This is a genomic window from Geobacter benzoatilyticus, assembly GCF_017338855.1.
GTDB classification, from domain to species: Bacteria; Desulfobacterota; Desulfuromonadia; order Geobacterales; family Geobacteraceae; genus Geobacter; species Geobacter benzoatilyticus.
In genome coordinates this window covers 459455-477029 of record NZ_CP071382.1, presented here as the reverse complement: position 1 = coordinate 477029, position 17575 = coordinate 459455, and the positions used below count along the sequence as shown (strand labels likewise).

Here is a 17575-nt window from a genome sequence, read left to right as displayed (position 1 = left end):
ACGCCTTGTGTCTATGAGTACAAAACTTATAATCGGGCTGGGTAACCCCGGCCCGAAATACCAATGGACCCGCCATAATGCGGGTTTCATGGTTTTAGACCATCTTGCACGTATCATGGGAGTCGCCGTCGCCAAAAAGAGTTTTTCAGGCCTTTTCGGTGACGGCGAGTGGTGCGGCGAGAGGTTGCTGCTTCTTAAACCGCAGACCTTCATGAACCTTTCAGGACGCTCCGCTGCCGAAGCGCTCCGCTTCCACAAGTTGACCCTTTCTGATCTTGTTGTGATCCATGATGACATTGATATTCCCTTCGGCAGGGTAAAAATCAAGGAGGGAGGGGGGCATGGAGGCCATAATGGCCTGCGTTCCCTTATGCAGGAGCTGGGTGGCGGGGAGTTTGTGCGGGTCCGTATTGGTGTCGGGCGGCCGGCTCATGGCGATGCCGCCGATTATGTCCTTGCCAATTTTTCTCCTGCGGAAATGGCTGGTATGCCTACTCTTGTGGATGGTGTGGCCGAGCTTTTGGGCGAACTCCTGAAAAATGGCCTGCCGCGTACCATGAGCCTCTACAACAACAGGGATTTTCTGTCGGCAGCTTGATTTCTGCTGCATCTCAAAGCGAAAGAAGAACGCACAATGGGTTTCAATTGCGGTATTGTCGGCCTTCCCAATGTGGGGAAGTCCACCATATTTAACGCGCTGACCTCGGCCGGTGCCGAGTCGGCAAACTATCCTTTCTGCACTATCGATCCCAACGTCGGCATAGTCCAGGTTCCCGACGAGCGGCTTGATCGCCTGGCGGAAATCGTTCATCCGGAGCGGATTCTTCCCACAACCATCGAGTTCGTCGACATTGCCGGACTTGTAAAGGGGGCAAGCCAGGGGGAAGGACTCGGTAATCAGTTCCTTGGACATATCCGTTCCGTGGATGCCATTGTCCATGTTGTGCGTTGTTTCGATGACGAAAACGTGGTGCATGTGAGCGGCAGTGTCGATCCGCTCCGTGACATAGAGATTATTCAGACCGAGTTGGCCCTGGCTGACCTGGACAGCGTGGAGAAAAAGCTCCAGCGCGTGGAGAAACAGGCTAAAAGCGGCGACCGCAAGCTCAAGGATGAGAGCGAGTTCTATGCCCGTATCAAGGGGGAACTGGAGAAAGGTGTCTCCGCGCGGCACGTTGAGGTGGGGGATGATGAATGCGTCTGGATGCGGGATCTGCATCTGCTGACCGATAAGCCGGTTCTTTATGTTGCCAACGTTGCCGAGGACGACCTGGATGGGGCGCATCCTTTTGTGGCAAAGGTACGGGAGCTGGCCGAAACCGAGGGAGCGCGCGTCGTTGTGATCTGCGGCAGAATCGAAGCGGAGATCGCCGAGCTCGACGGAGACGAGAAGAAGGCTTTCCTCGCTGAGATGGGGCTTGCTGAATCGGGGCTCGATCGCCTTATCAGGATGGGGTACGATCTCCTCGGGCTCATCACCTATTTCACGGCCGGCAAGAAAGAGGTCCGGGCCTGGACCATCCCCGCCGGTACGAAGGCGCCCCAGGCCGCCGGAGTAATTCATTCGGATTTTGAAAAGGGATTTATCCGTGCCGAGGTAATTGCCTACCGTGATTTCATCGGGTCAGGCGGCGAGGCCGGAGCCAAAGAGAAGGGTCTCATGCGTCTCGAAGGCAAGGAATACGTGGTGCAGGACGGCGATGTCATGCATTTCCGGTTCAACGTGTAGCGTCCGGCACGCAATCGCCGGTTACTGTAATGGCGAAATCTAACGATAAAATTCTTGAATGGCGAAGCAACCTGTAGTACGCTTCACCTTTTCCGGCGGCAAATATGCCGCAAGCTCCTTGCTCCGGGTCGGACCGGGGCTACTAATCCGTGAGGAGGAAATAAACATGGTACGGAAGTATGAGACGGTAGTGATCGTCCAGCCGGACCTTGGCGATGAAGAGCTCAAAGGGCTCAATGCCAAGGTGACTGACATCATTACCACGATGAAGGGCGATCTCCATCGGCTGGAAGACTGGGGTGTAAGGAAGCTTGCATACCCGATCAACAAAAATGCGCGGGGGCGTTACTATTACGTTCGCTTCGACGCTGACGCGGCTCTGATCGCTGAACTGGAGCGCCGTCTGCGCCTTGATGACAAGGTGCTGCGTTACCAGAGCGTGAAAATCGAGAAAGAGACCGCAGCTCCCGCAGCTAAAGCTGCCCCCGTCGAAACGGCGCCGGCCGCCGAAGCCGCTGAATAAGAGATCGGAGGTTCAGGATAGATGAGCGAAGAAAGAACTGAAAGACCCGAAAGAACCGAACGGCCCGAGCGGCCCCAATATCGTGGTAACGGCCCCCGTAAGAGGAGACCGTTCCAGCGTCGTAAAGTTTGCCGTTTCTGCGCGGACAAGGAACTGGTCATCGACTACAAAGATCCCCGCATCCTCCGCTCCTTCATTACCGAGCGTGGCAAGATTGTTCCGCGGAGGATTTCCGGCAACTGCTCCAAGCATCAGCGTGAGATTACCGAGGCTATCAAAAGGGCCCGCAATATTGCCCTGATCCCGATTGCTTCTACGCACGTCGTAGCGTAACTGGCTGTAAGCCCCATGGTGATTGGCGATAGGGGTGTCCTCCTTGATGTTGCCAAGGGGGTGTGCCTGACGGTTGCAATTTTCGTTGTTTACCTCCAGGTGCCTCTTCTGGGAATTGCGGCAGGGGTTGTCGTGCCTCTTCCCATTCTCTACTATCAGCTTAAGAGCGGGCAATGGATTGTCGGCGTCAGTGCCGCCCTCGTGGCGGCTCTGATCCTTGCATTATCCGGCGGCCTTGCTGTTTCGCTGGTGTATTTGATCCAGGCGGGATTGCTGTCAGTTTTATTGGCGTTTTTTTTGTCGCGAGGCTACAGCATCAGCCGCGCCATGGCCTCAGCGGTGCTTTCCGTGGCGGCGGCAGCTTCAATGGCGGTTGCCGGGTATGGCATTGCAAAGGGCGTGGATTTTCATCGTCAAGTGACGATGGCGATCAAAACGAACCTTGACCAGACCATCGCTTTTTATAAGGACAGGGGGGCCGGCGGAGAAGACATCCAGCTCCTTAAGGAAGGTCTGGAGCAAGTCGGTGCGCTGTTCGGGCAGATTTATCCGGCGATGTTTCTGGTTACGCTTGCCGCGATTGCAGGAATTAATCTGCTTCTGCTTCGCCGGTTCAGAAATCAGACAGCGATAAAGCTTCCTGATAGCAACCTGAGCAGCTTCAAAAATCCCGAACACCTTGTGTGGGGAGTTATTATTGCCGGTTTCGCTCTTCTGACAGGCAATGACGCCATTCAGATTGCGGCCCTTAATATCGTTGTAGTCGCCGGATTTCTTTATTTCATGCAGGGAATAGCAGTGGTAATGCATTTTTTTGCCACGTATTCCGTTCCGGTGTTCTTTAGGATTTTTTTCTATGTCCTGCTCGTACTGCAGGCATATCTGGCCGTTGCGGTAATGCTTTTGGGGCTCTTTGACCTCTGGGCGGATTTCCGCAGGCCACGAATTCACAAAAACCTGTAAAATTCAGGCTGGGAGGAAAAACAATGAAAGTCATTCTTAAGGAAAACCTGGAAAACCTCGGTCACATCGGCGATGTTGTCAAGGTTGCACCGGGCTACGCTCGGAATTACCTGCTTCCGAAGGGATATGCGATCGAAGCAACCGAAAAAAATGCCAAGGCCCTCGATCATGCGAAGCGTCAGCTCGAGTACAAGCGGAACAAGGTTCTGGAGCAGGCTAAGGCTTTTGCTGCCAGGATTGAGTCGTTGACTCTTTCAATCGTTCATCAGGCCGGTGAGGAAGGGAAGCTCTTCGGTGCCGTTACCAATATGGAGCTTGCCGAGCAACTGAAGGCCCAGGGCATTGATATGGACCGGAAGAAAATTGTCCTTGCTGAACCGATCAAGCAGGTTGGTGAGTACACTGCTTCTGTCAAGGTGCATCCTGACGTTGCAGCTACCCTCAAGGTCGTGGTGTCCAAAGCAGAATAGTTTTGAGCTACAGTTAGTTGGAATACAGAGGGGGACTCCATATTGGGGTCCCCCTTTTTTTTGCTTGTACCGGCAGTTTTAACTGCCGAATTTAGGATAAAGGCCATTGCCTTGAGCAGCCCAGTCCGGGCTCGAATGGAGAAAGCAGCCGCGGTTGATTAAACCGGCTGCTGTTGGTCTGATGTTGGTTTGTCCCATGCGGGTTTCCACGGCTCATTTTGTTGCCGTCCCGAGATTGGGCAGGCAATAATGTCGCGGAGCCCAGTTCGTGTCGTCGGCAGCGGTTTGCGCTTGGAGGCAGTGGCTGCTTCGTTGCGACATCCGTCATAAAAATAAAAAGGGCCTGCATAGAATATGCAGGCCCTTTGTTCAGCTAGGGTTCAGTGCTACTTCTTTTTTGCCGGGGCAGCTTTAACCGGAGCAGCAGCTTTGGCCGGAGCGGTCCAGCGGTTCAGGTCGTGAGCGATGCTGTGGCAGTCGCCGCATTTCGAGAACTTGGCCATCATTGCTGCCGGGTGCGGCGTGCCGTGGCAGGTCTGGCATGCCGGGATCATCTTGTGCTTATCCTGGTGGCAGTATACGCAGGCCAGTGTTTTGTGTTTAGCCGTGCTGGCGGTCAGCAGGTCAACGGCTTTCTTGTGGCAGCCGCCGCATTCCTTGTTGGGAACTTCCTTGCCGTAAACAACGTTTTTCGGCTGGTGAGCCTTGTGGCACTTCTTGCAATCGCCGGCGGTTTGCTCGGCGTAGTGGGGCTTGTGGCACTGGGTACAAGCCGGGATCTTGCCGTGAACGTTGTGGCAGGTAGAGCAGTAGAGCTTGCTGTGCTTGCTCGGGAACTGCTTGAGCTGCTCAATCTGCGGAGAGTGGCAGGTCAGGCACGGATCGGTGATGTTGCCGGAAAGAATGATATTGAGCGGGGTGTGGGGGTTCTTGTGGCACCCGAGGCATCCCTTGAGCTCATAGTGCTTTTTGCCGGTGTGGCACTGGCTGCATTCGGGAATATTGTTCTTCGATGCGGGGCGGTGGCTGGCATGACAGTCGAAGCAGGTGATCTTCTTGTGTCCGGCACCGGCGCTGGCAACGTCTGCCGGCGGCTGGACGTGACATTTCACGCAGTCGTCCTGAAGCAGTTTCGGGGCGTTCGGGGCAGCTTTGGCCGGGCTTCCCGCACCCAGGCAGAGCGAAACTGCCAGGGTCAGGCCAGCGACGGCAAAGAGCCTGATGCGTTTTACAGCATTCATCGTTCCTCCTCTGTGCTATTCGCACATGACATGATGTAATTGCTCCGTTTCCCTGGGGAAAGGAGCGTGTCTCACATGGATTGCAAACAGGGGCTGCGCCCCGGCTAAAACGGGGGTGATTATGTCATTTTTAAGGTATACAGTCAATTAGAAAAAGGTAATAAGAGCACAAAAAAACAATAATGAAATCAGCTACAAAGCTGATCTTTGTGTGAAGTCTGCATTGAGGGAGACGATTCGCAATTCCGGGGTCATTGCTGTGATAGGGTAGGGAGCAAAAGTAACAGCGGCGCAATAAAATCACCGGCCAACTGGTGGAGCTGGCTCCGTAAACCGGGGGGGAGGGGGGCATGGATGACGATTTCCTCCCCTGTTTCCGGATGAACGAAGGATACCTGGAAAGCGTGCAGGCAGTGGCCGGGATACCCTGCGAGGGGAGTACCCCGATAACGGCGGTCACCCCTGACTGGATGGCCTGTGAGAGCCAGATGCTTGCGAATCTGGTGCATTCGTCCGGTGATGGGGGTAACGAGGACCAGCGCGGCGCCAGCGCCTTGGAACAGTGTCCGGAAATGAGTTTGGGATTCCTTGCCTTCCAGCGGTGCGTCGATTGTTCCTTCGGCCTGCAACTTGCCGTCTGCTATGGCCAAATAGAGCTTGCCCAGCCCGGTTTCCTTCACGAACCGGCCGAAGATGCCGGCGCTCGTGGCGCTCTTGGCGAATATCGTGGCGCCGGAGGTGCCACGGTCAAGGCGGTTGACGGGACGCAGTTTGACCGGCGTCCCACGCTGGGCCAGAAACCGTTCCGCCTCATCCACCAGCGTCAGTTCGTCCTCCGCAGTCCGGTGTACCGGTAAGCCGGGCGGCTTGTTGACAACAACAATCCGTTCGTCTTCAAAGAGTATGTCGAGGCTGGGCCGTGCTGTGGCCATAAGCTCCAGTGTCCGGGAGCTCTCCTTGAGGGTGACCGTATCACCTGAAACCAGGAGCGTGCCGGATAGGGGGCGCTTGCCGTTTACGGCCAGGTGCCCTCCCCGGATGAGTTTCCCTAGATAGGCGGAAGGAGCGGTGGGAAGGAGGTTGCGGAGAAAGCTTTCCACGCTGCGGCAATGGTCGGATTCGGTAATGGTAAAGTTGAGCATGCAGGGAGTATAGTCGGCAGCCTCGACGAACGCAAGTGGAGAGCGGCTACCGTCACCGCTCTCCACGGAATCGTCAACTTTCGATTCAAGCGCCCTTCTGGCACAGGTAACCGGCGATTGTCCGGGCTATGCAGGCAGCTGAGTTCTTGTCGTTGTTGAAGACCAGATGGTAGAGGCTCAGGTCGGCGATATCACGGTCAAGGAAATCGCGGATGAATTTGACGCGTTCCTTCTGCTTTTTTTCCACCAGGGTCTCAGCTTCCTGGAGCGAGATCTTTGCCCGGCGGGCAATGGAGCGGACCTTGAAATGGTTGGATGCATAGATGCGGAAATGGAGGCAGTTATTCATCTGCTGGGTGATTATGGAGCTTCCCCGCCCCATTATGATCACGTTGCCCGCCTCGGCCAGGGAGACGATCTGGCCGCAGAGAAGCTTGTAGTGTTCCCGTTCGCTCTTCCAGCGGGGGGTGAGCGTGGCGATCATGTCGTCGAGCAGCAGCGACCGGTGGCCGAGGGATTGGAAAACCGTCTCGGAAATGTCGTGGTGCTTGGCCGTTTCTTCGAGGAGCGCCTTGTCCATGATGACCCAGGGCTCCTTGGTGGATTGCTCAAGAAGTTCCTTGAGCTGCTCTGCCACTGGATACCCCTCGCAGCCGAACTCTCTCGAAAGAGTGATAGTCGGCTTGTGCCCGGTACGTTTCTCGGTTTCGGTCTTACACCTCATCCGGCGGGCAACTTCAACCATTGCTGCCAGCCTCTGTTCGATGGATGGCACGAGTACTTTTTCCGGCATGGCATCCTCCTTGTGCCCGCGTTTCTGTTTTTGCTGTTGCGGACACCATGTGTTAATTGTGCCCTGAGTCGTGCGGTAGTCAAGGGGGTTGAGTTCTTGCCGCCCTGTGGAATACTTTTCGGACGATGCCTGGAATCAAGGGCGCGGCGGAGGCGGATATCACCATGGTTTTAAAGTATGGAGTACTAATTGTAATTGCGCTGGCCGCCTTTGCCGCACAGGCGGTTGCGGCACCGAAAATCCCGGAGAAACTTGTTTATGAACTTTCATGGACCGGTATTCCCGTCGGCACTGCAAGCCAGGAGATTACGGAGAGCGGGAACATGAGAAGAATAGTTTCCCTTGCCCGTTCCAATGATTGGCTGTCTACGTTTTTCCCGGTTGAAGACCGGATAGAAAGCTCCTATGATCGCACCCTCGCCCCATTTCCGGGACTCGCTCGCCACTACCGGTTAAGAACACGGGAGGGAAGCCGCCTGCGGGATCGGGAGATCTTGTTCGAGCAGGAACGGAAAATCGCCCATTACCGCGACAATATTAAAGGGAGGAAAGCGGATGTCCCCATCCCCGCCGATACCATTGACGTCTATGGAAGCTTCTACTACATCCGGTACCTGCCTCTGGAAGTCGGTAAATCATCCCGCATAAACATTCTCGACAGCAAGAAGCAGCGGCGGGTCGAGGTGCGGGTCCTGCGGAAAGAGCGCATAAAAACGGTGCTCGGTGAGGTAGATACAATAGTTATCCAGCCGATGGTTGCCTCTGAAGGGGTTTTTGAAGGGAAGGGGACGGTTCATATCTGGCTCACTGACGATGATCGGCGCATTCCGGTCAGGGCCCGGACCAGGGTGGCGGTGGGAAGCGTGACTGCGAACCTTGTGGAGATAGTTCCCTGAGAGTGACGGGACATTGGGAGGTGAAACGCTGCGAATACGACAGAGAAAGATTATTTGGCCCGGAGTTGTGTTGATGTTGCTCGCGGGGATGCTCTCCGCTTGCAGCACCTACAGCACGCGGGTCATAGACTCTCCCGAAACCCGTGGCCGCAAGGGATGGGAGAAACCGTACATCGTTAACGGCAAGCGTTACGATCCCCTTTTGAGCCATGAGGGATTCGCCCAGGAGGGGATGGCCAGCTGGTACGGGGAGGATTTCCACGGCAAGCCCACCAGCAACGGCGAGACCTACGACATGTACGCCATGACCGCCGCCCACAAGACCCTGCCGCTGGGGGTATTCGTGAGGGCGCGCAACAGGAGCAACGGCAGGGAAGTGGTGGTCCGGATCAACGACCGGGGACCCTTCGTCAAGGAGCGGATTATCGATTTTTCCTATGCCGCGGCCCGGCAGTTGGGGATGACCGGCGAAGGTACCGCTCCGGTGAGGATTGAGGCCCTGGGGTACCGCAGCGACTCGGCGGCCGGAACGGTCTCCTACCGTCCGCCGGCAAACTACGATGCCGGTTCTTACGCCGTTCAGGTTGCGGCTTTCACTGTGCCGGACAATGCCCGCAGGCTGGCGGCACAGTTGGGAACGCGCTATGGAGCTTCCTCCATCCAGGAGGCATTGGTGAGGGGAAACCGCTTTTACCGGGTGCGGGTCGGCAGGTACGCCTCCCTGGAGATGGCCGAGAATGCCCGTCGTGACTTTGAGCGTGCAAGCTATCCGGGCAGCTTCGTGGTGGCGACGGATTGATGGGAAATTTACAGAGAGAGAAGAATGCAGTTTACTGCAATCCATTAACGGAGAAAGGAAACCGAGGCATGGAAACATTGGAGGCAATCAGAACGAGGAGAAGCGTCCGCAAGTTTTCCGACCGGCCGGTGGAGCCGGAGAAGCTCCAGGCCGTACTGGAGGCGGCGCGCCAGGCCCCGTCGTGGGCAAACATGCAGTGCTGGCGGTTCGTGGTGGTGGACGATGCGGCAACGAAGGCGCGCATCAGCGAGCTGTCTTACGTGGAGGCGTTTTTCGGCCCCAAGGGGTACAAATCGAACCCGGCCCAGAAGGCCCTGGCCGAGGCGCCGGTGGTGATAGTGGCCTGCGGGGAGCCGCCCCAGTCCGGGGAGCTGCGGGGACAGCAGTATTACCTGACCGATGTTGGGATTGCCACCCAGAACTTGATGCTTGCCGCCCATGATCTGGGGCTGGGGAGTGTCTTTGTGGGGGTATTCGACGAAGAACAGATGGGGGAGCTGCTCGGCATTCCGCCGGAACTGCGGATCGTGGGGCTCTTTCCGCTGGGGTATCCCCAGGAGGAGGCAAAAGGGGGGGCGCCCCGCAAGCCTTTGGATGAGATCGTCCACTATGGGAAGTACCAGGCATAGCCGGTTTGGCGGCAGCGGTTAAATGAAAAAGGCGCGGAGAGTGAACTCTCCGCGCCTTTTGTCGTGTTGCGGTTAGGGGGTTGGATTACTGCCCCAGGGCCGCCTTGAGGTCGGCTTCCGGGGTGCTGATGGGACCCAGGTTGAAGTTCTCGACCAGGAAGTTGAGAACGTTCGGGGTGACAAAAGCCGGGAGGCTCGGACCGATCTTGATGTTCTTGATTCCCAGGTGCAGCAGCGACAGGAGGATGACCACCGCCTTCTGCTCGTACCAGGAGAGGATCATGGAGAGGGGCAGATCGTTCACGCCGCATTTGAAGGCGTCGGCCAGGGCCAGGGCGATCTGGAGGGCCGAGTAGGCGTCGTTGCACTGGCCGATGTCCAGAAGCCGCGGGATGCCGCCGATATCGCCGAACTCCAGCTTGTTGAAACGGTACTTGCCGCAGGCCAGGGTGAGGATCACGCAGTCCTGGGGCACCTGCTCGGCCAGTTCGGTGTAGTAGTTGCGGCCCGGCTTGGCGCCGTCGCAGCCGCCGATGAGGAAGAAGTGCTTGATGGCGCCGGCCTTCACCCCTTCGATTACTTTGTCGGCCACGGAGAGGACGGCGTTGTGGCCGAATCCTGTGAGAATCTCCTTCTCCGGCGCGTCGGCCAGCTCGGGGCACTCAAGGGCCTTGTTGATGACTTCGCTGAAGTCCCAGCCGGCGATGTGCTTAATGCCGGGCCACCCCACCTGGCCCCAGGAGAAGAGGCGGTCCTTGTAGGATTCGGCCGGGCGCTGGATGCAGTTGGTGTTGAAGATGATGGCGCCGGGGAAGAGGGGGAACTCCTTCGCCTGGTCCTGCCATGCGCCGCCGAAGTTGCCGTAGAGGTGCGGATACTTCTGCTTGAGGCCGGGATAGCCGTGGGCCGGGAGCATCTCGCCGTGGGTGTAGATGTTGATACCCTTGCCGGCGGTCTGCTTCAGGAGCTCCTCCAGCATCCGGAGATCGTGGCCCGAGACGAGGATACCCTTCCCTTTGCGGGTGCCGGTGGGAACCTTGGTGGGGACCGGGTGGCCATAGTGGTCAACGTGACCTTCGTTCAGCATCCCCATGACCTTGATGTTGAGCTTGCCGCACTCCATGGAGAGCCCCACGAAGTCCATGAGCCCCTTGGCCGGGTCGGCGGTGGCGGCCATGGCCTTGTGGAAGAAGGCGAACACCTCTTCGTCTTTCTTGCCGAGGATGTAGGCGTGGTCGGCGTAGGCGGCCATCCCCTTGAGGCCATAAATGAGGATTTCGATGGCGGAGCGGACGTCGGCGTCGGCGTGATGGGTGTTGATGCCGTGCTCCTCGCCCTGCTTAACGAGCCCGGCCAGGTCGCCGGCGATGACCCAGGCGGCGGGACCCGAGGTGATTGCCGGGGCGCTGGCGCCGTTCTTCTCGCGGTAGGCGGTCTCGTAGACGGACTTGATTTTTTCCTTGCTGTCGTAGCAGGTGCGGAGCTTGCCGGCAAGTTGGACCGGATCGAAGTCCACGTTGGTGACGGTGGTGAAGAGCCCCTCGATCATGAAGAGGTCGATGGCCTCGTCCTTCTTGCCCAGTTCCCGGGCCTTTTCTGCATAGATGCCGAGTCCCTTGAGGCCGTAGAGCATGAGATCCTGGAGTGCCGCCACCTCGGGATTTTTGCCGCATACCCCGATGATATCGCAGCCGACGCCTTTGGCGGCCTGTTCGCACTGGTTACAGAACATTCCCATTTTTGTTTCCTCCTTTGAGTGGTTGTGACGGATGGTGTGTCGAGAAGGTATCCTTGAGTATACCTGCCCGAAACCCGTTTGCAATCGTTTGTGTGAGACAGTGATACCGCACCCGGCATCCATTATCTTTGACCTTGGTCAAGATTTCTTAGATTGGCTCCGGTGTGGTTTTGCCATTCCGCTGTTGACTTTTTCCTGACCAAACCACTAAAGTTGATGTCATGAGGTCATCATTAATCCGGATAGTCTCCCTGGCGATGCTGGTCATTGCCCTCGGCATATTCAGCGGCGGGGTTGTGCTCGCGTCTGCGACGGGAGAGTCTGTGACCGCGGATTCCTGCTGCGGCGGAGCGGGTTGCTGCCTGATTTCCCGCGAAAATAAACGCCCTGTCAAAAAAATCTTGACGGGGCGTTCTGTTGTCTGTTAAATGAAATGGAATTTCAAAATCGTTATCACGGAGATATTATGAAAAAAATTGCACTGGCAGCTTTTATCACCCTGGGGATGGCATCGGTTTCCTTTGCCGAGGATGTAACCTATACCAAACAGATCAAGCCGCTGTTCGATAAACACTGTGCCGGGTGCCATGGCAAGGACGCCGCCCCCGAGTACCATGCCTTCAAGGCAGAGAAGGAGAAGTGGCTCGCCAAGGGGCAGGGGATGCGGATGGACACCTACAGCCACCTGGTCTTCTACACTGCCTGGCCTGACACCGGCGCCCTCATGCGCCGCCTCGACGACGGGAAGAATGCCAAGGACGGGAAGCCCGGCAATATGTACAAACACCTGGGGGGCACCGAGGAGGAGCGGCAGAAGAACCTTGCCCTCTTCAAGGCGTGGGTCGGCAGCTGGAACCTCAAGAAGTGGGCCGAGGCGACCAAGGAAGAGCTCGACGGCGTGAAGGTCAAGTACTGAACAGGGGAGCGGGGAGGGCGCGGCTGATGGGACAGGCATATCCGGTTTGGCAGCAGGGGGGCGGACGCTTGGCGTGGCAGGATGTGGCGGGGCGTTTCGACGACCCCCGGGAGTGCTTGGCGTCGTTCCTGGCTCTGGAGACGGCTGAGGTCATCGCCGGCGAAAAGCCGGCGAACCTACTCGGCATCGCCAACCGGCGCCGTCCCTGTGGCCGCAATCTTTATGCTCTCTGGAAAGAGTGGGGCGAGGAGGTCCTGGCGGAGAGCGGCCTTGCCGTGCGGGAACTGGCCGACCGGGGGGATTCGGTCCTCCTCCTTATCTACCGCCCCGAGGCCCTTGGGGAACTCGTGCTGCGGCCAAGTGCCACGGCGGTTCTGGCGCGGGCCGGGTATGGCGACGTGTCGAACTTGGACAGCGTGCTCGGCGAACTGGCCTCGCGCATGGAGGGGGAATCGTTTCCCCACGAGATCGGAGTCTTTCTCGGCTATCCCCTCAAGGACGTGGCGGCCTTCATGGGGCTGGTACGGATTCCTTTTGCCTGCCAGGGGCCGTGGAAGATCTTCGGCGATCCCCGGGAGAGCCTCCGCCTTGCGGAGGTGTTCCGCTGCTGCCGGGCCCGTATGGCAGCGCACCTGGTGGGGTGTGCGTCGGCCCAGGAGTGCCTGTTGGCAGGGAAAAAACTTTTTTGTCTCCAATAAGTGAAAATGAATATCAATATTAGGAAGGCTGTGACATGAGCATTGCGCTGATCGGCGGCATGGACCGCCTCGAACGACACTACCGCCAGGAGGCTGCCCGCTCCGGAGTTGAGCTGCGGGTATTCTCCCAGTCGGAAAACAACATCGCCGCCAAACTGAAGCGCTTCGACGCCCTGGTCATCTTCACCAACAAAGTGTCCCACCGGGTGCGCAACGAGGCCATGGCTGCCGCCAGGCTGAACGACATTCCGGTGTTTCAGTTTCATTCCTGCGGCGTCTGCACCCTCCGCGACTGTCTGAACTGTCTCGCGTGTCCGGAAGAAGCGGCGAGGCAGTAATCACATGAACGCAGGGAGGGCAGGGATGGTAAGGAAAACAACAGGAGCGGCGCTAATGGTGCTGGCGGTGGCAGGGACGGCAATGGCCGCTCCGGATGGAGAGGCGGAGGGTGCGCCGGTGGTTGTGGAGCAGGGGGCGGCAGGAAGCGAGGAGAAGGAACCCCTCCGGTTCGGCCCCCTGAAGGCGGGTCTCGACGTCATGATAAGAGGGGAGTCCACCCGGAATTTCAACTTCAGCGACTATACCTTCACGCCGGGAAGCGGGGACGACCAGCTCCTGGTCCGGGTGCGTCCCTCGCTGACCTATAACCCCGCCGACTACTTCACGGCCCGGGTCGAGGGGCAGTGGTATGCCACCTACAATGATGAGGACTTCGACAAGATTCGTCTCTACCAGGGCTATATGGAGGGGAGCCTCCCCTCGAAGAAGGCGACCCTCAGGGCCGGCCGCCAGGAGTTGGTCTACGGTAGCACCTTCATGCTGGGGGGCGACAGTTTCTTCGACGGGCTGAGCTACGATGCGGTGAAGCTGGGGGTGAAGCCCGTGGAGCCCCTGACCGTGGATTTCTTCGCCGGCAAGTACACGAAGGACAACTCCGGCGGTATCATGGGCGAGCTCTACGGCGTCTACGGCACCTATGCCGCGGGCGACGACCTTGCCCTGGACCTCTACGGCCTCCTGGACACCGGCGGGGAGGGGCTCACCCACGACGGGAAGAATGAGCGGACGTACTCGGTGGGGGCGCGCCTGGCTGGGAAGGTGGGTAAGCTGGCGTCCTTCGAGGTGGAGCCGGTTTTCCAGTTCGGGCGGCATATCGAGGATTCGTCCCACCATCACATCCGCGCCTACGGGGGGCACGCGGATCTGACCATCGACCCGGCCATCGGCCGCTATTCGGGGGTCGGCTTCATCAGCTACGCCTTCGGCTCCGGCGACAGCGACGGTGCAAAAGGAACGTTCAGCGAGTTCCACAACCCCAACAACGACACCCCCCTCATCGGCGACATGAGCGTCATCGGCGACCTCTCCGGCGTCACCGCCGTGGATTCCGGCGGCAACGAGGTTCATGCCAGCGGTCTCCACGCCATCACCCTGGGGGGCGGGGTGGATCTCTCCGACAAGGTCAATATCTCCCTGGACGGCCACTATTTCCGGGCGGTCAAGACCCCGGCCGGCATCAGTAAGGACATCGGCTTCGAGACCAACCTCATCCTCACTTACAAAGTCACCGAGCAGGTGAGCCTTCTGGCCGGCGCTAACCGGTTCTTCACCGGCGGCTTCTTCAGGGACGCCACCGGGAGCGGCAAGGATATCAACTACGGCTACCTGCAGGTGCAAGCGACGTTCTAAAGTGATTGAAGGTAGGGGCAGAGCATGCGCTTCATCTGCTTCGCCCTCTGAGGTCAACGGGTTATCAGGGCGGGCGAAGCAAAGAAACTTGCTTCGCCCCTGCCATCGGCTGGCAGGACAATCCCTGAATTTACGATGAAAACGAAAGGAGTTCCCATGATACCCCTCGGACTGTTGAGCCCCGGTGAGATGGGAGAAATCGTTGAAGTGAGGTCCCGCCCGGGGGGCTGCTCCGGCCCGTGCCACGGCGGGCGGGGAAAGGGCGACGTGCGGGTGGAGGACATGGGGCTTCGCGTCGGCAACCGGGTGGAGATGCTGAACAACGGCGGCGGGCCGGTGCTGGTGAAGGTGGATGAGTCGCGGATCGCCGTGGACCGCGGCATGGCAATGAAAATAATGGTAAGGAGTCTCCAGTGATGAATCTGGCACAGCTTAAACCGGGCGAAAAGGGAACGATCACCGCCATCGGGGCCATCGGCCCCCTGAAGCGGCGGCTCATGGATATGGGGGTACTGGTGGGGGAAGAAGTGAAGGTGGTCAAAGTGGCCCCCCTGGGGGATCCCCTCGAAGTGTCGATAAAGAGCTACCACCTCTCGCTCCGCAAGAAGGAGGCGGAGGGGATTGCGGTGGAGGTGGCGCCATGAGCGTGCAGGCGAAAACCAGAAATGATGCGGATGCGTCGGTGGAGAGCGGGGAGGACCGTAAGTGCTCCCTTCGGCCGGTGGAAAAGCAGGTGGTTACGGTGGCCGTGGCCGGCAACCCCAACGCGGGGAAGTCGACCCTCATCAACGCCATTGCCGGCACCCGCCTCCAGGTGGGGAACTGGGCCGGGGTCACCGTGGAGAAGAAGGAGGCCTCCTTCGAGTTCCAGGGGCGGAAGATCCGGCTGGTGGACCTCCCCGGCACCTACTCCCTCTCCCCCTACACCCAGGAGGAGATCATCGCCCGGGACTATCTGGTCCACGAGCGCCCCGACCTGATCATCAACGTGGTGGACGCCACCAACCTGGAGCGGAACCTCTACCTGACCATCCAGCTCATGGAGCTGGGGATTCCGGTGGTGATGGCCCTCAACATCTACGACGAGGCCGAGGCCAAGGGATACCGGATCGATGTGAAGGGGATCGAGCAGATGCTCGGCGTCACCGTGGTTCCCACCTCGGCCACGAAAAAGAGCGGCCTGGACGAGCTCCTGACGAGCGTCCTCGCCACGGCGGACGAGCCCGCAGGCCACAGGCCGGGGCGGCTCAACTACGGGGAGGATATTGAGACTGCTGCCGAGTTCGTGGAGAATGCACTCGGAAAAAGGCATTCAGGTCTGTTGGAAAAGTACCCGTCGCGCTGGCTGGTGCTGAAGCTCATGGAGGGGGACGGCCAGGTGGCGAAGGAGGTGAACCTCGGCCCTGACGCCGTGTTCGACGAGGCGCTCCACCATTTGAAAAGAGCCCACGGCGAGGACATTGAGGCCCTCATGGCCGATGCCCGCTACGGTCTCGCCTCGGGCCTCACGCGCGAGGTGCTGAAAAAGCCCGAACTGCGCACGATGGAACTGACCGAGAAAATCGACCGTATCGTCCTGAACCGCTTCCTGGGAATTCCGATTTTTCTTGCCGCCATGTGGCTCGTGTTCAAGCTTACCTTCGACCTCTCCGCACCTTTTGCCGACTGGATCGACGGCATGGCCGGGGGCCCCTTCAAGCGGTGGGCCGAGGCGATCCTCGGGGGGATCGGCGCGCCGGCGTGGACCGTCTCCCTGGTGAACGACGGGATCATCGCCGGGGTCGGCTTCGTGCTGGTATTCGTGCCGGTCATCTTCGCCATGATGTTCTTCATTACCTTCCTGGAGGGGAGCGGCTACATGGCGCGGGCCGCCTTCGTCATGGACCGGGCCATGCACGCCATCGGCCTCCACGGCAAGTCGTTCATCCCGATGCTCCTGGGTTTCGGCTGCAACGTGCCGGGCATCTACGCCACCCGCACCCTGGAGAACCCCCGGGACAAGGCCCTGACGGCGCTGCTTCTGCCGCTCATGTCGTGCGGGGCGCGGCTCCCGGTCTACGTCCTCTTCGCCGGCACCTTCTTCGCCGCCAGTTCCGGCACGGTTATCTGGTCCCTCTACGTCATGGGGATCGTCCTGGCCATGGTCATGGGGCTCATCTTCAAGAAGACCCTCTTCCGGGGCGAGGCCCCCATGTTCATCATGGAGCTTCCCCCCTACCGGATGCCCTCCTTCAGGAGCCTCTGCCTCCACACCTGGGAGAAGGGGAAGCACTTCCTGATCAAGGCCGGCACCTACATCCTGGCGGTTTCCATCTTCGTCTGGTTCCTCCTGAACCTCCCCTGGGGAGTGGAGAGCAAGAAGGACTCCTACCTGGGGCAGGCGGGCCAGGTGATGGCGCCGGCCCTGGCGCCCCTGGGCTTCGGCACCTGGGAGGCGGCCTCGTCCCTCATCACCGGCGTCATTGCCAAGGAGATCGTCGTGGGGACCATGGGCGAGATCTACGCCCCCGGGAAGAAGGAAGAGGAGAAGGCCGAGTCGACCCCAACCCTGGGCGAGGACCTGAAGGAGATCGTCGTCTCCTTCGGCGCGGCGGCCAAGACCGCCGTCACCACCACCATCGGCATTGCAGGGGAGGCCGAGGAAGAGGAAGACCAGTCGTCCCTCAAGGCGGCGGTGGGCCAGGCCTTCACCCCGCTCACGGCCTACGCCTTCATGTGCTTTGTCCTCCTCTACATGCCGTGCGTGGTGGTGGCCATCGCCATGCGCCAGGAGTTCGGCTCCTGGAAGTGGTTCGGAGTCGCCTTCCTCTACCAGACGGGGCTGGCCTGGACCGTGGCGTTCATCGTCTACCAGGGGGGAAGACTCCTGGGGCTGGGAGGTTAAACCATGGGAACAGTTGACATGATTATCGCAGCCGCCATCCTGGGGGTGGCGGCCTGGCTCCTCTACCGCTCCGTCTGGAAGAAGAAGGGGCATTGCCACGGCTGCGAGGGGGGATGCTGCGACAAGAGGTAG

Annotated in this window: 21 protein-coding genes; 17 read left to right on the top strand and 4 right to left on the bottom strand. The window is 59.0% G+C overall.

The annotated features are described in order from the left end of the window. The first annotated feature begins 13 nt into the window (after positions 1-13). The 6 genes from pth to rplI all read left to right on the top strand — a co-directional run bounded on the left by pth (position 14) and on the right by rplI (position 4018). Positions 14-598: an aminoacyl-tRNA hydrolase gene (gene pth / locus JZM60_RS02100; protein WP_207163893.1), complete on the top strand. Its 585-nt coding sequence runs from the start codon at positions 14-16 to the stop codon at positions 596-598. A gap of 36 nt (positions 599-634) precedes the next feature. Further along, positions 635-1729, top strand: coding sequence for a redox-regulated ATPase YchF (gene ychF, locus JZM60_RS02095; protein ID WP_207163892.1), 1095 nt, complete (start codon positions 635-637; stop codon positions 1727-1729). Between the two features lie 166 nt (positions 1730-1895). Continuing rightward, positions 1896-2252: a 30S ribosomal protein S6 gene (gene rpsF, locus JZM60_RS02090; RefSeq protein ID WP_207165417.1), complete on the top strand. Its 357-nt coding sequence runs from the start codon at positions 1896-1898 to the stop codon at positions 2250-2252. Positions 2253-2273: 21 nt separating this feature from the next. Next, complete coding sequence (gene rpsR, locus JZM60_RS02085) at positions 2274-2585, top strand: 30S ribosomal protein S18 (protein WP_207163891.1); 312 nt, start codon at positions 2274-2276, stop codon at positions 2583-2585. Between the two features lie 15 nt (positions 2586-2600). Continuing rightward, positions 2601-3548, top strand: a complete 948-nt coding sequence (locus tag JZM60_RS02080) for a YybS family protein (RefSeq protein WP_207163890.1) — start codon at positions 2601-2603, stop codon at positions 3546-3548. Between the two features lie 23 nt (positions 3549-3571). Next, a complete protein-coding gene (rplI, locus tag JZM60_RS02075; protein WP_207163889.1) occupies positions 3572-4018 on the top strand; it encodes a 50S ribosomal protein L9 in 447 nt (148 codons plus the stop codon). Between the two features lie 386 nt (positions 4019-4404). On the opposite strand, the gene JZM60_RS02070 is transcribed toward rplI, so the two are convergent. The 3 genes from JZM60_RS02070 to JZM60_RS02060 all read right to left on the bottom strand — a co-directional run bounded on the left by JZM60_RS02070 (position 4405) and on the right by JZM60_RS02060 (position 7194). Further along, positions 4405-5259, bottom strand: a complete 855-nt coding sequence (locus JZM60_RS02070) for a cytochrome C (protein ID WP_207163888.1) — start codon at positions 5257-5259, stop codon at positions 4405-4407. 251 nt (positions 5260-5510) lie between these two features. Continuing rightward, the gene (locus JZM60_RS02065) at positions 5511-6467 is read right to left on the bottom strand and encodes an RluA family pseudouridine synthase (RefSeq protein ID WP_241426339.1); all 957 of its coding nucleotides are present in this window, start codon (positions 6465-6467) and stop codon (positions 5511-5513) included. A gap of 19 nt (positions 6468-6486) precedes the next feature. After that, on the bottom strand, positions 6487-7194 hold the full coding sequence (locus JZM60_RS02060; RefSeq protein ID WP_207163887.1) for a cytidylate kinase-like family protein: 708 nt from the start codon (positions 7192-7194) through the stop codon (positions 6487-6489). A gap of 125 nt (positions 7195-7319) precedes the next feature. Between JZM60_RS02060 and JZM60_RS02055 the strand changes: the two genes are divergently transcribed. The 3 genes from JZM60_RS02055 to JZM60_RS02045 all read left to right on the top strand — a co-directional run bounded on the left by JZM60_RS02055 (position 7320) and on the right by JZM60_RS02045 (position 9518). Continuing rightward, positions 7320-8090 carry a DUF3108 domain-containing protein gene (locus tag JZM60_RS02055; protein ID WP_241426338.1) on the top strand — a complete coding sequence of 257 codons (771 nt, stop codon included), beginning with the start codon at positions 7320-7322 and terminating at the stop codon, positions 8088-8090. 73 nt (positions 8091-8163) lie between these two features. Further along, on the top strand, positions 8164-8889 hold the full coding sequence (locus JZM60_RS02050; RefSeq protein ID WP_207165411.1) for a septal ring lytic transglycosylase RlpA family protein: 726 nt from the start codon (positions 8164-8166) through the stop codon (positions 8887-8889). A 68-nt stretch (positions 8890-8957) separates the two neighbouring features. Then, positions 8958-9518, top strand: a complete 561-nt coding sequence (locus JZM60_RS02045; RefSeq protein WP_207163886.1) for a nitroreductase family protein — start codon at positions 8958-8960, stop codon at positions 9516-9518. Between the two features lie 85 nt (positions 9519-9603). Here JZM60_RS02045 and hcp read toward each other — a convergent pair whose 3' ends face one another. Continuing rightward, complete coding sequence (hcp, locus tag JZM60_RS02040; protein ID WP_207163885.1) at positions 9604-11256, bottom strand: hydroxylamine reductase; 1653 nt, start codon at positions 11254-11256, stop codon at positions 9604-9606. A gap of 466 nt (positions 11257-11722) precedes the next feature. On the opposite strand from hcp, the gene JZM60_RS02035 reads away from it, so the two are divergent. The 8 genes from JZM60_RS02035 (at position 11723) to JZM60_RS02000 (ending at position 17575) form a co-directional block, all read left to right on the top strand. Then, positions 11723-12172 carry a cytochrome C gene (locus tag JZM60_RS02035; RefSeq protein WP_207163884.1) on the top strand — a complete coding sequence of 150 codons (450 nt, stop codon included), beginning with the start codon at positions 11723-11725 and terminating at the stop codon, positions 12170-12172. Positions 12173-12198: 26 nt separating this feature from the next. Next, complete coding sequence (locus JZM60_RS02030) at positions 12199-12870, top strand: DUF3793 family protein (RefSeq protein ID WP_207163883.1); 672 nt, start codon at positions 12199-12201, stop codon at positions 12868-12870. Between the two features lie 35 nt (positions 12871-12905). Further along, positions 12906-13208: a DUF2325 domain-containing protein gene (locus JZM60_RS02025; protein WP_207163882.1), complete on the top strand. Its 303-nt coding sequence runs from the start codon at positions 12906-12908 to the stop codon at positions 13206-13208. A gap of 25 nt (positions 13209-13233) precedes the next feature. Beyond that, entirely contained in the window at positions 13234-14559 is a 1326-nt protein-coding gene (locus tag JZM60_RS02020; RefSeq protein WP_207163881.1) for an alginate export family protein, read from the top strand. A 156-nt stretch (positions 14560-14715) separates the two neighbouring features. Continuing rightward, on the top strand, positions 14716-14976 hold the full coding sequence (locus tag JZM60_RS02015; RefSeq protein WP_207163880.1) for a FeoA family protein: 261 nt from the start codon (positions 14716-14718) through the stop codon (positions 14974-14976). Then, a complete protein-coding gene (locus JZM60_RS02010; RefSeq protein ID WP_207163879.1) occupies positions 14976-15203 on the top strand; it encodes a FeoA family protein in 228 nt (75 codons plus the stop codon). The genes JZM60_RS02015 and JZM60_RS02010 overlap by 1 nt, the downstream gene beginning before the upstream one ends. Then, positions 15200-17443 carry a ferrous iron transport protein B gene (gene feoB / locus JZM60_RS02005; RefSeq protein WP_207163878.1) on the top strand — a complete coding sequence of 748 codons (2244 nt, stop codon included), beginning with the start codon at positions 15200-15202 and terminating at the stop codon, positions 17441-17443. Before JZM60_RS02010 ends, feoB begins: the two co-directional genes overlap by 4 nt. 3 nt (positions 17444-17446) lie before the next feature. Continuing rightward, positions 17447-17575: a FeoB-associated Cys-rich membrane protein gene (locus tag JZM60_RS02000; RefSeq protein ID WP_207163877.1), complete on the top strand. Its 129-nt coding sequence runs from the start codon at positions 17447-17449 to the stop codon at positions 17573-17575.

Bases quoted from the DNA above. Each gene is read 5' to 3' on its own strand.
- JZM60_RS02045 (WP_207163886.1), top strand. From the start codon at position 8,958: ATGGAAACATTGGAGGCAATCAGAACGAGGAGAAGCGTCCGCAAGTTT.
- feoB (WP_207163878.1), top strand. From the start codon at position 15,200: ATGAGCGTGCAGGCGAAAACCAGAAATGATGCGGATGCGTCGGTGGAG.
- rpsF (WP_207165417.1), top strand. From the start codon at position 1,896: ATGGTACGGAAGTATGAGACGGTAGTGATCGTCCAGCCGGACCTTGGC.
- JZM60_RS02030 (WP_207163883.1), top strand. From the start codon at position 12,199: ATGGGACAGGCATATCCGGTTTGGCAGCAGGGGGGCGGACGCTTGGCG.
- rplI (WP_207163889.1), top strand. From the start codon at position 3,572: ATGAAAGTCATTCTTAAGGAAAACCTGGAAAACCTCGGTCACATCGGC.
- JZM60_RS02035 (WP_207163884.1), top strand. From the start codon at position 11,723: ATGAAAAAAATTGCACTGGCAGCTTTTATCACCCTGGGGATGGCATCG.
- JZM60_RS02055 (WP_241426338.1), top strand. From the start codon at position 7,320: ATGCCTGGAATCAAGGGCGCGGCGGAGGCGGATATCACCATGGTTTTA.
- JZM60_RS02070 (WP_207163888.1), bottom strand. From the start codon at position 5,259: ATGAATGCTGTAAAACGCATCAGGCTCTTTGCCGTCGCTGGCCTGACC.
- JZM60_RS02015 (WP_207163880.1), top strand. From the start codon at position 14,716: ATGATACCCCTCGGACTGTTGAGCCCCGGTGAGATGGGAGAAATCGTT.
- JZM60_RS02050 (WP_207165411.1), top strand. From the start codon at position 8,164: ATGTTGCTCGCGGGGATGCTCTCCGCTTGCAGCACCTACAGCACGCGG.
- ychF (WP_207163892.1), top strand. From the start codon at position 635: ATGGGTTTCAATTGCGGTATTGTCGGCCTTCCCAATGTGGGGAAGTCC.
- hcp (WP_207163885.1), bottom strand. From the start codon at position 11,256: ATGGGAATGTTCTGTAACCAGTGCGAACAGGCCGCCAAAGGCGTCGGC.
- JZM60_RS02000 (WP_207163877.1), top strand. From the start codon at position 17,447: ATGGGAACAGTTGACATGATTATCGCAGCCGCCATCCTGGGGGTGGCG.
- rpsR (WP_207163891.1), top strand. From the start codon at position 2,274: ATGAGCGAAGAAAGAACTGAAAGACCCGAAAGAACCGAACGGCCCGAG.
- JZM60_RS02080 (WP_207163890.1), top strand. From the start codon at position 2,601: ATGGTGATTGGCGATAGGGGTGTCCTCCTTGATGTTGCCAAGGGGGTG.
- JZM60_RS02060 (WP_207163887.1), bottom strand. From the start codon at position 7,194: ATGCCGGAAAAAGTACTCGTGCCATCCATCGAACAGAGGCTGGCAGCA.
- JZM60_RS02020 (WP_207163881.1), top strand. From the start codon at position 13,234: ATGGTAAGGAAAACAACAGGAGCGGCGCTAATGGTGCTGGCGGTGGCA.
- pth (WP_207163893.1), top strand. From the start codon at position 14: ATGAGTACAAAACTTATAATCGGGCTGGGTAACCCCGGCCCGAAATAC.
- JZM60_RS02025 (WP_207163882.1), top strand. From the start codon at position 12,906: ATGAGCATTGCGCTGATCGGCGGCATGGACCGCCTCGAACGACACTAC.
- JZM60_RS02010 (WP_207163879.1), top strand. From the start codon at position 14,976: ATGAATCTGGCACAGCTTAAACCGGGCGAAAAGGGAACGATCACCGCC.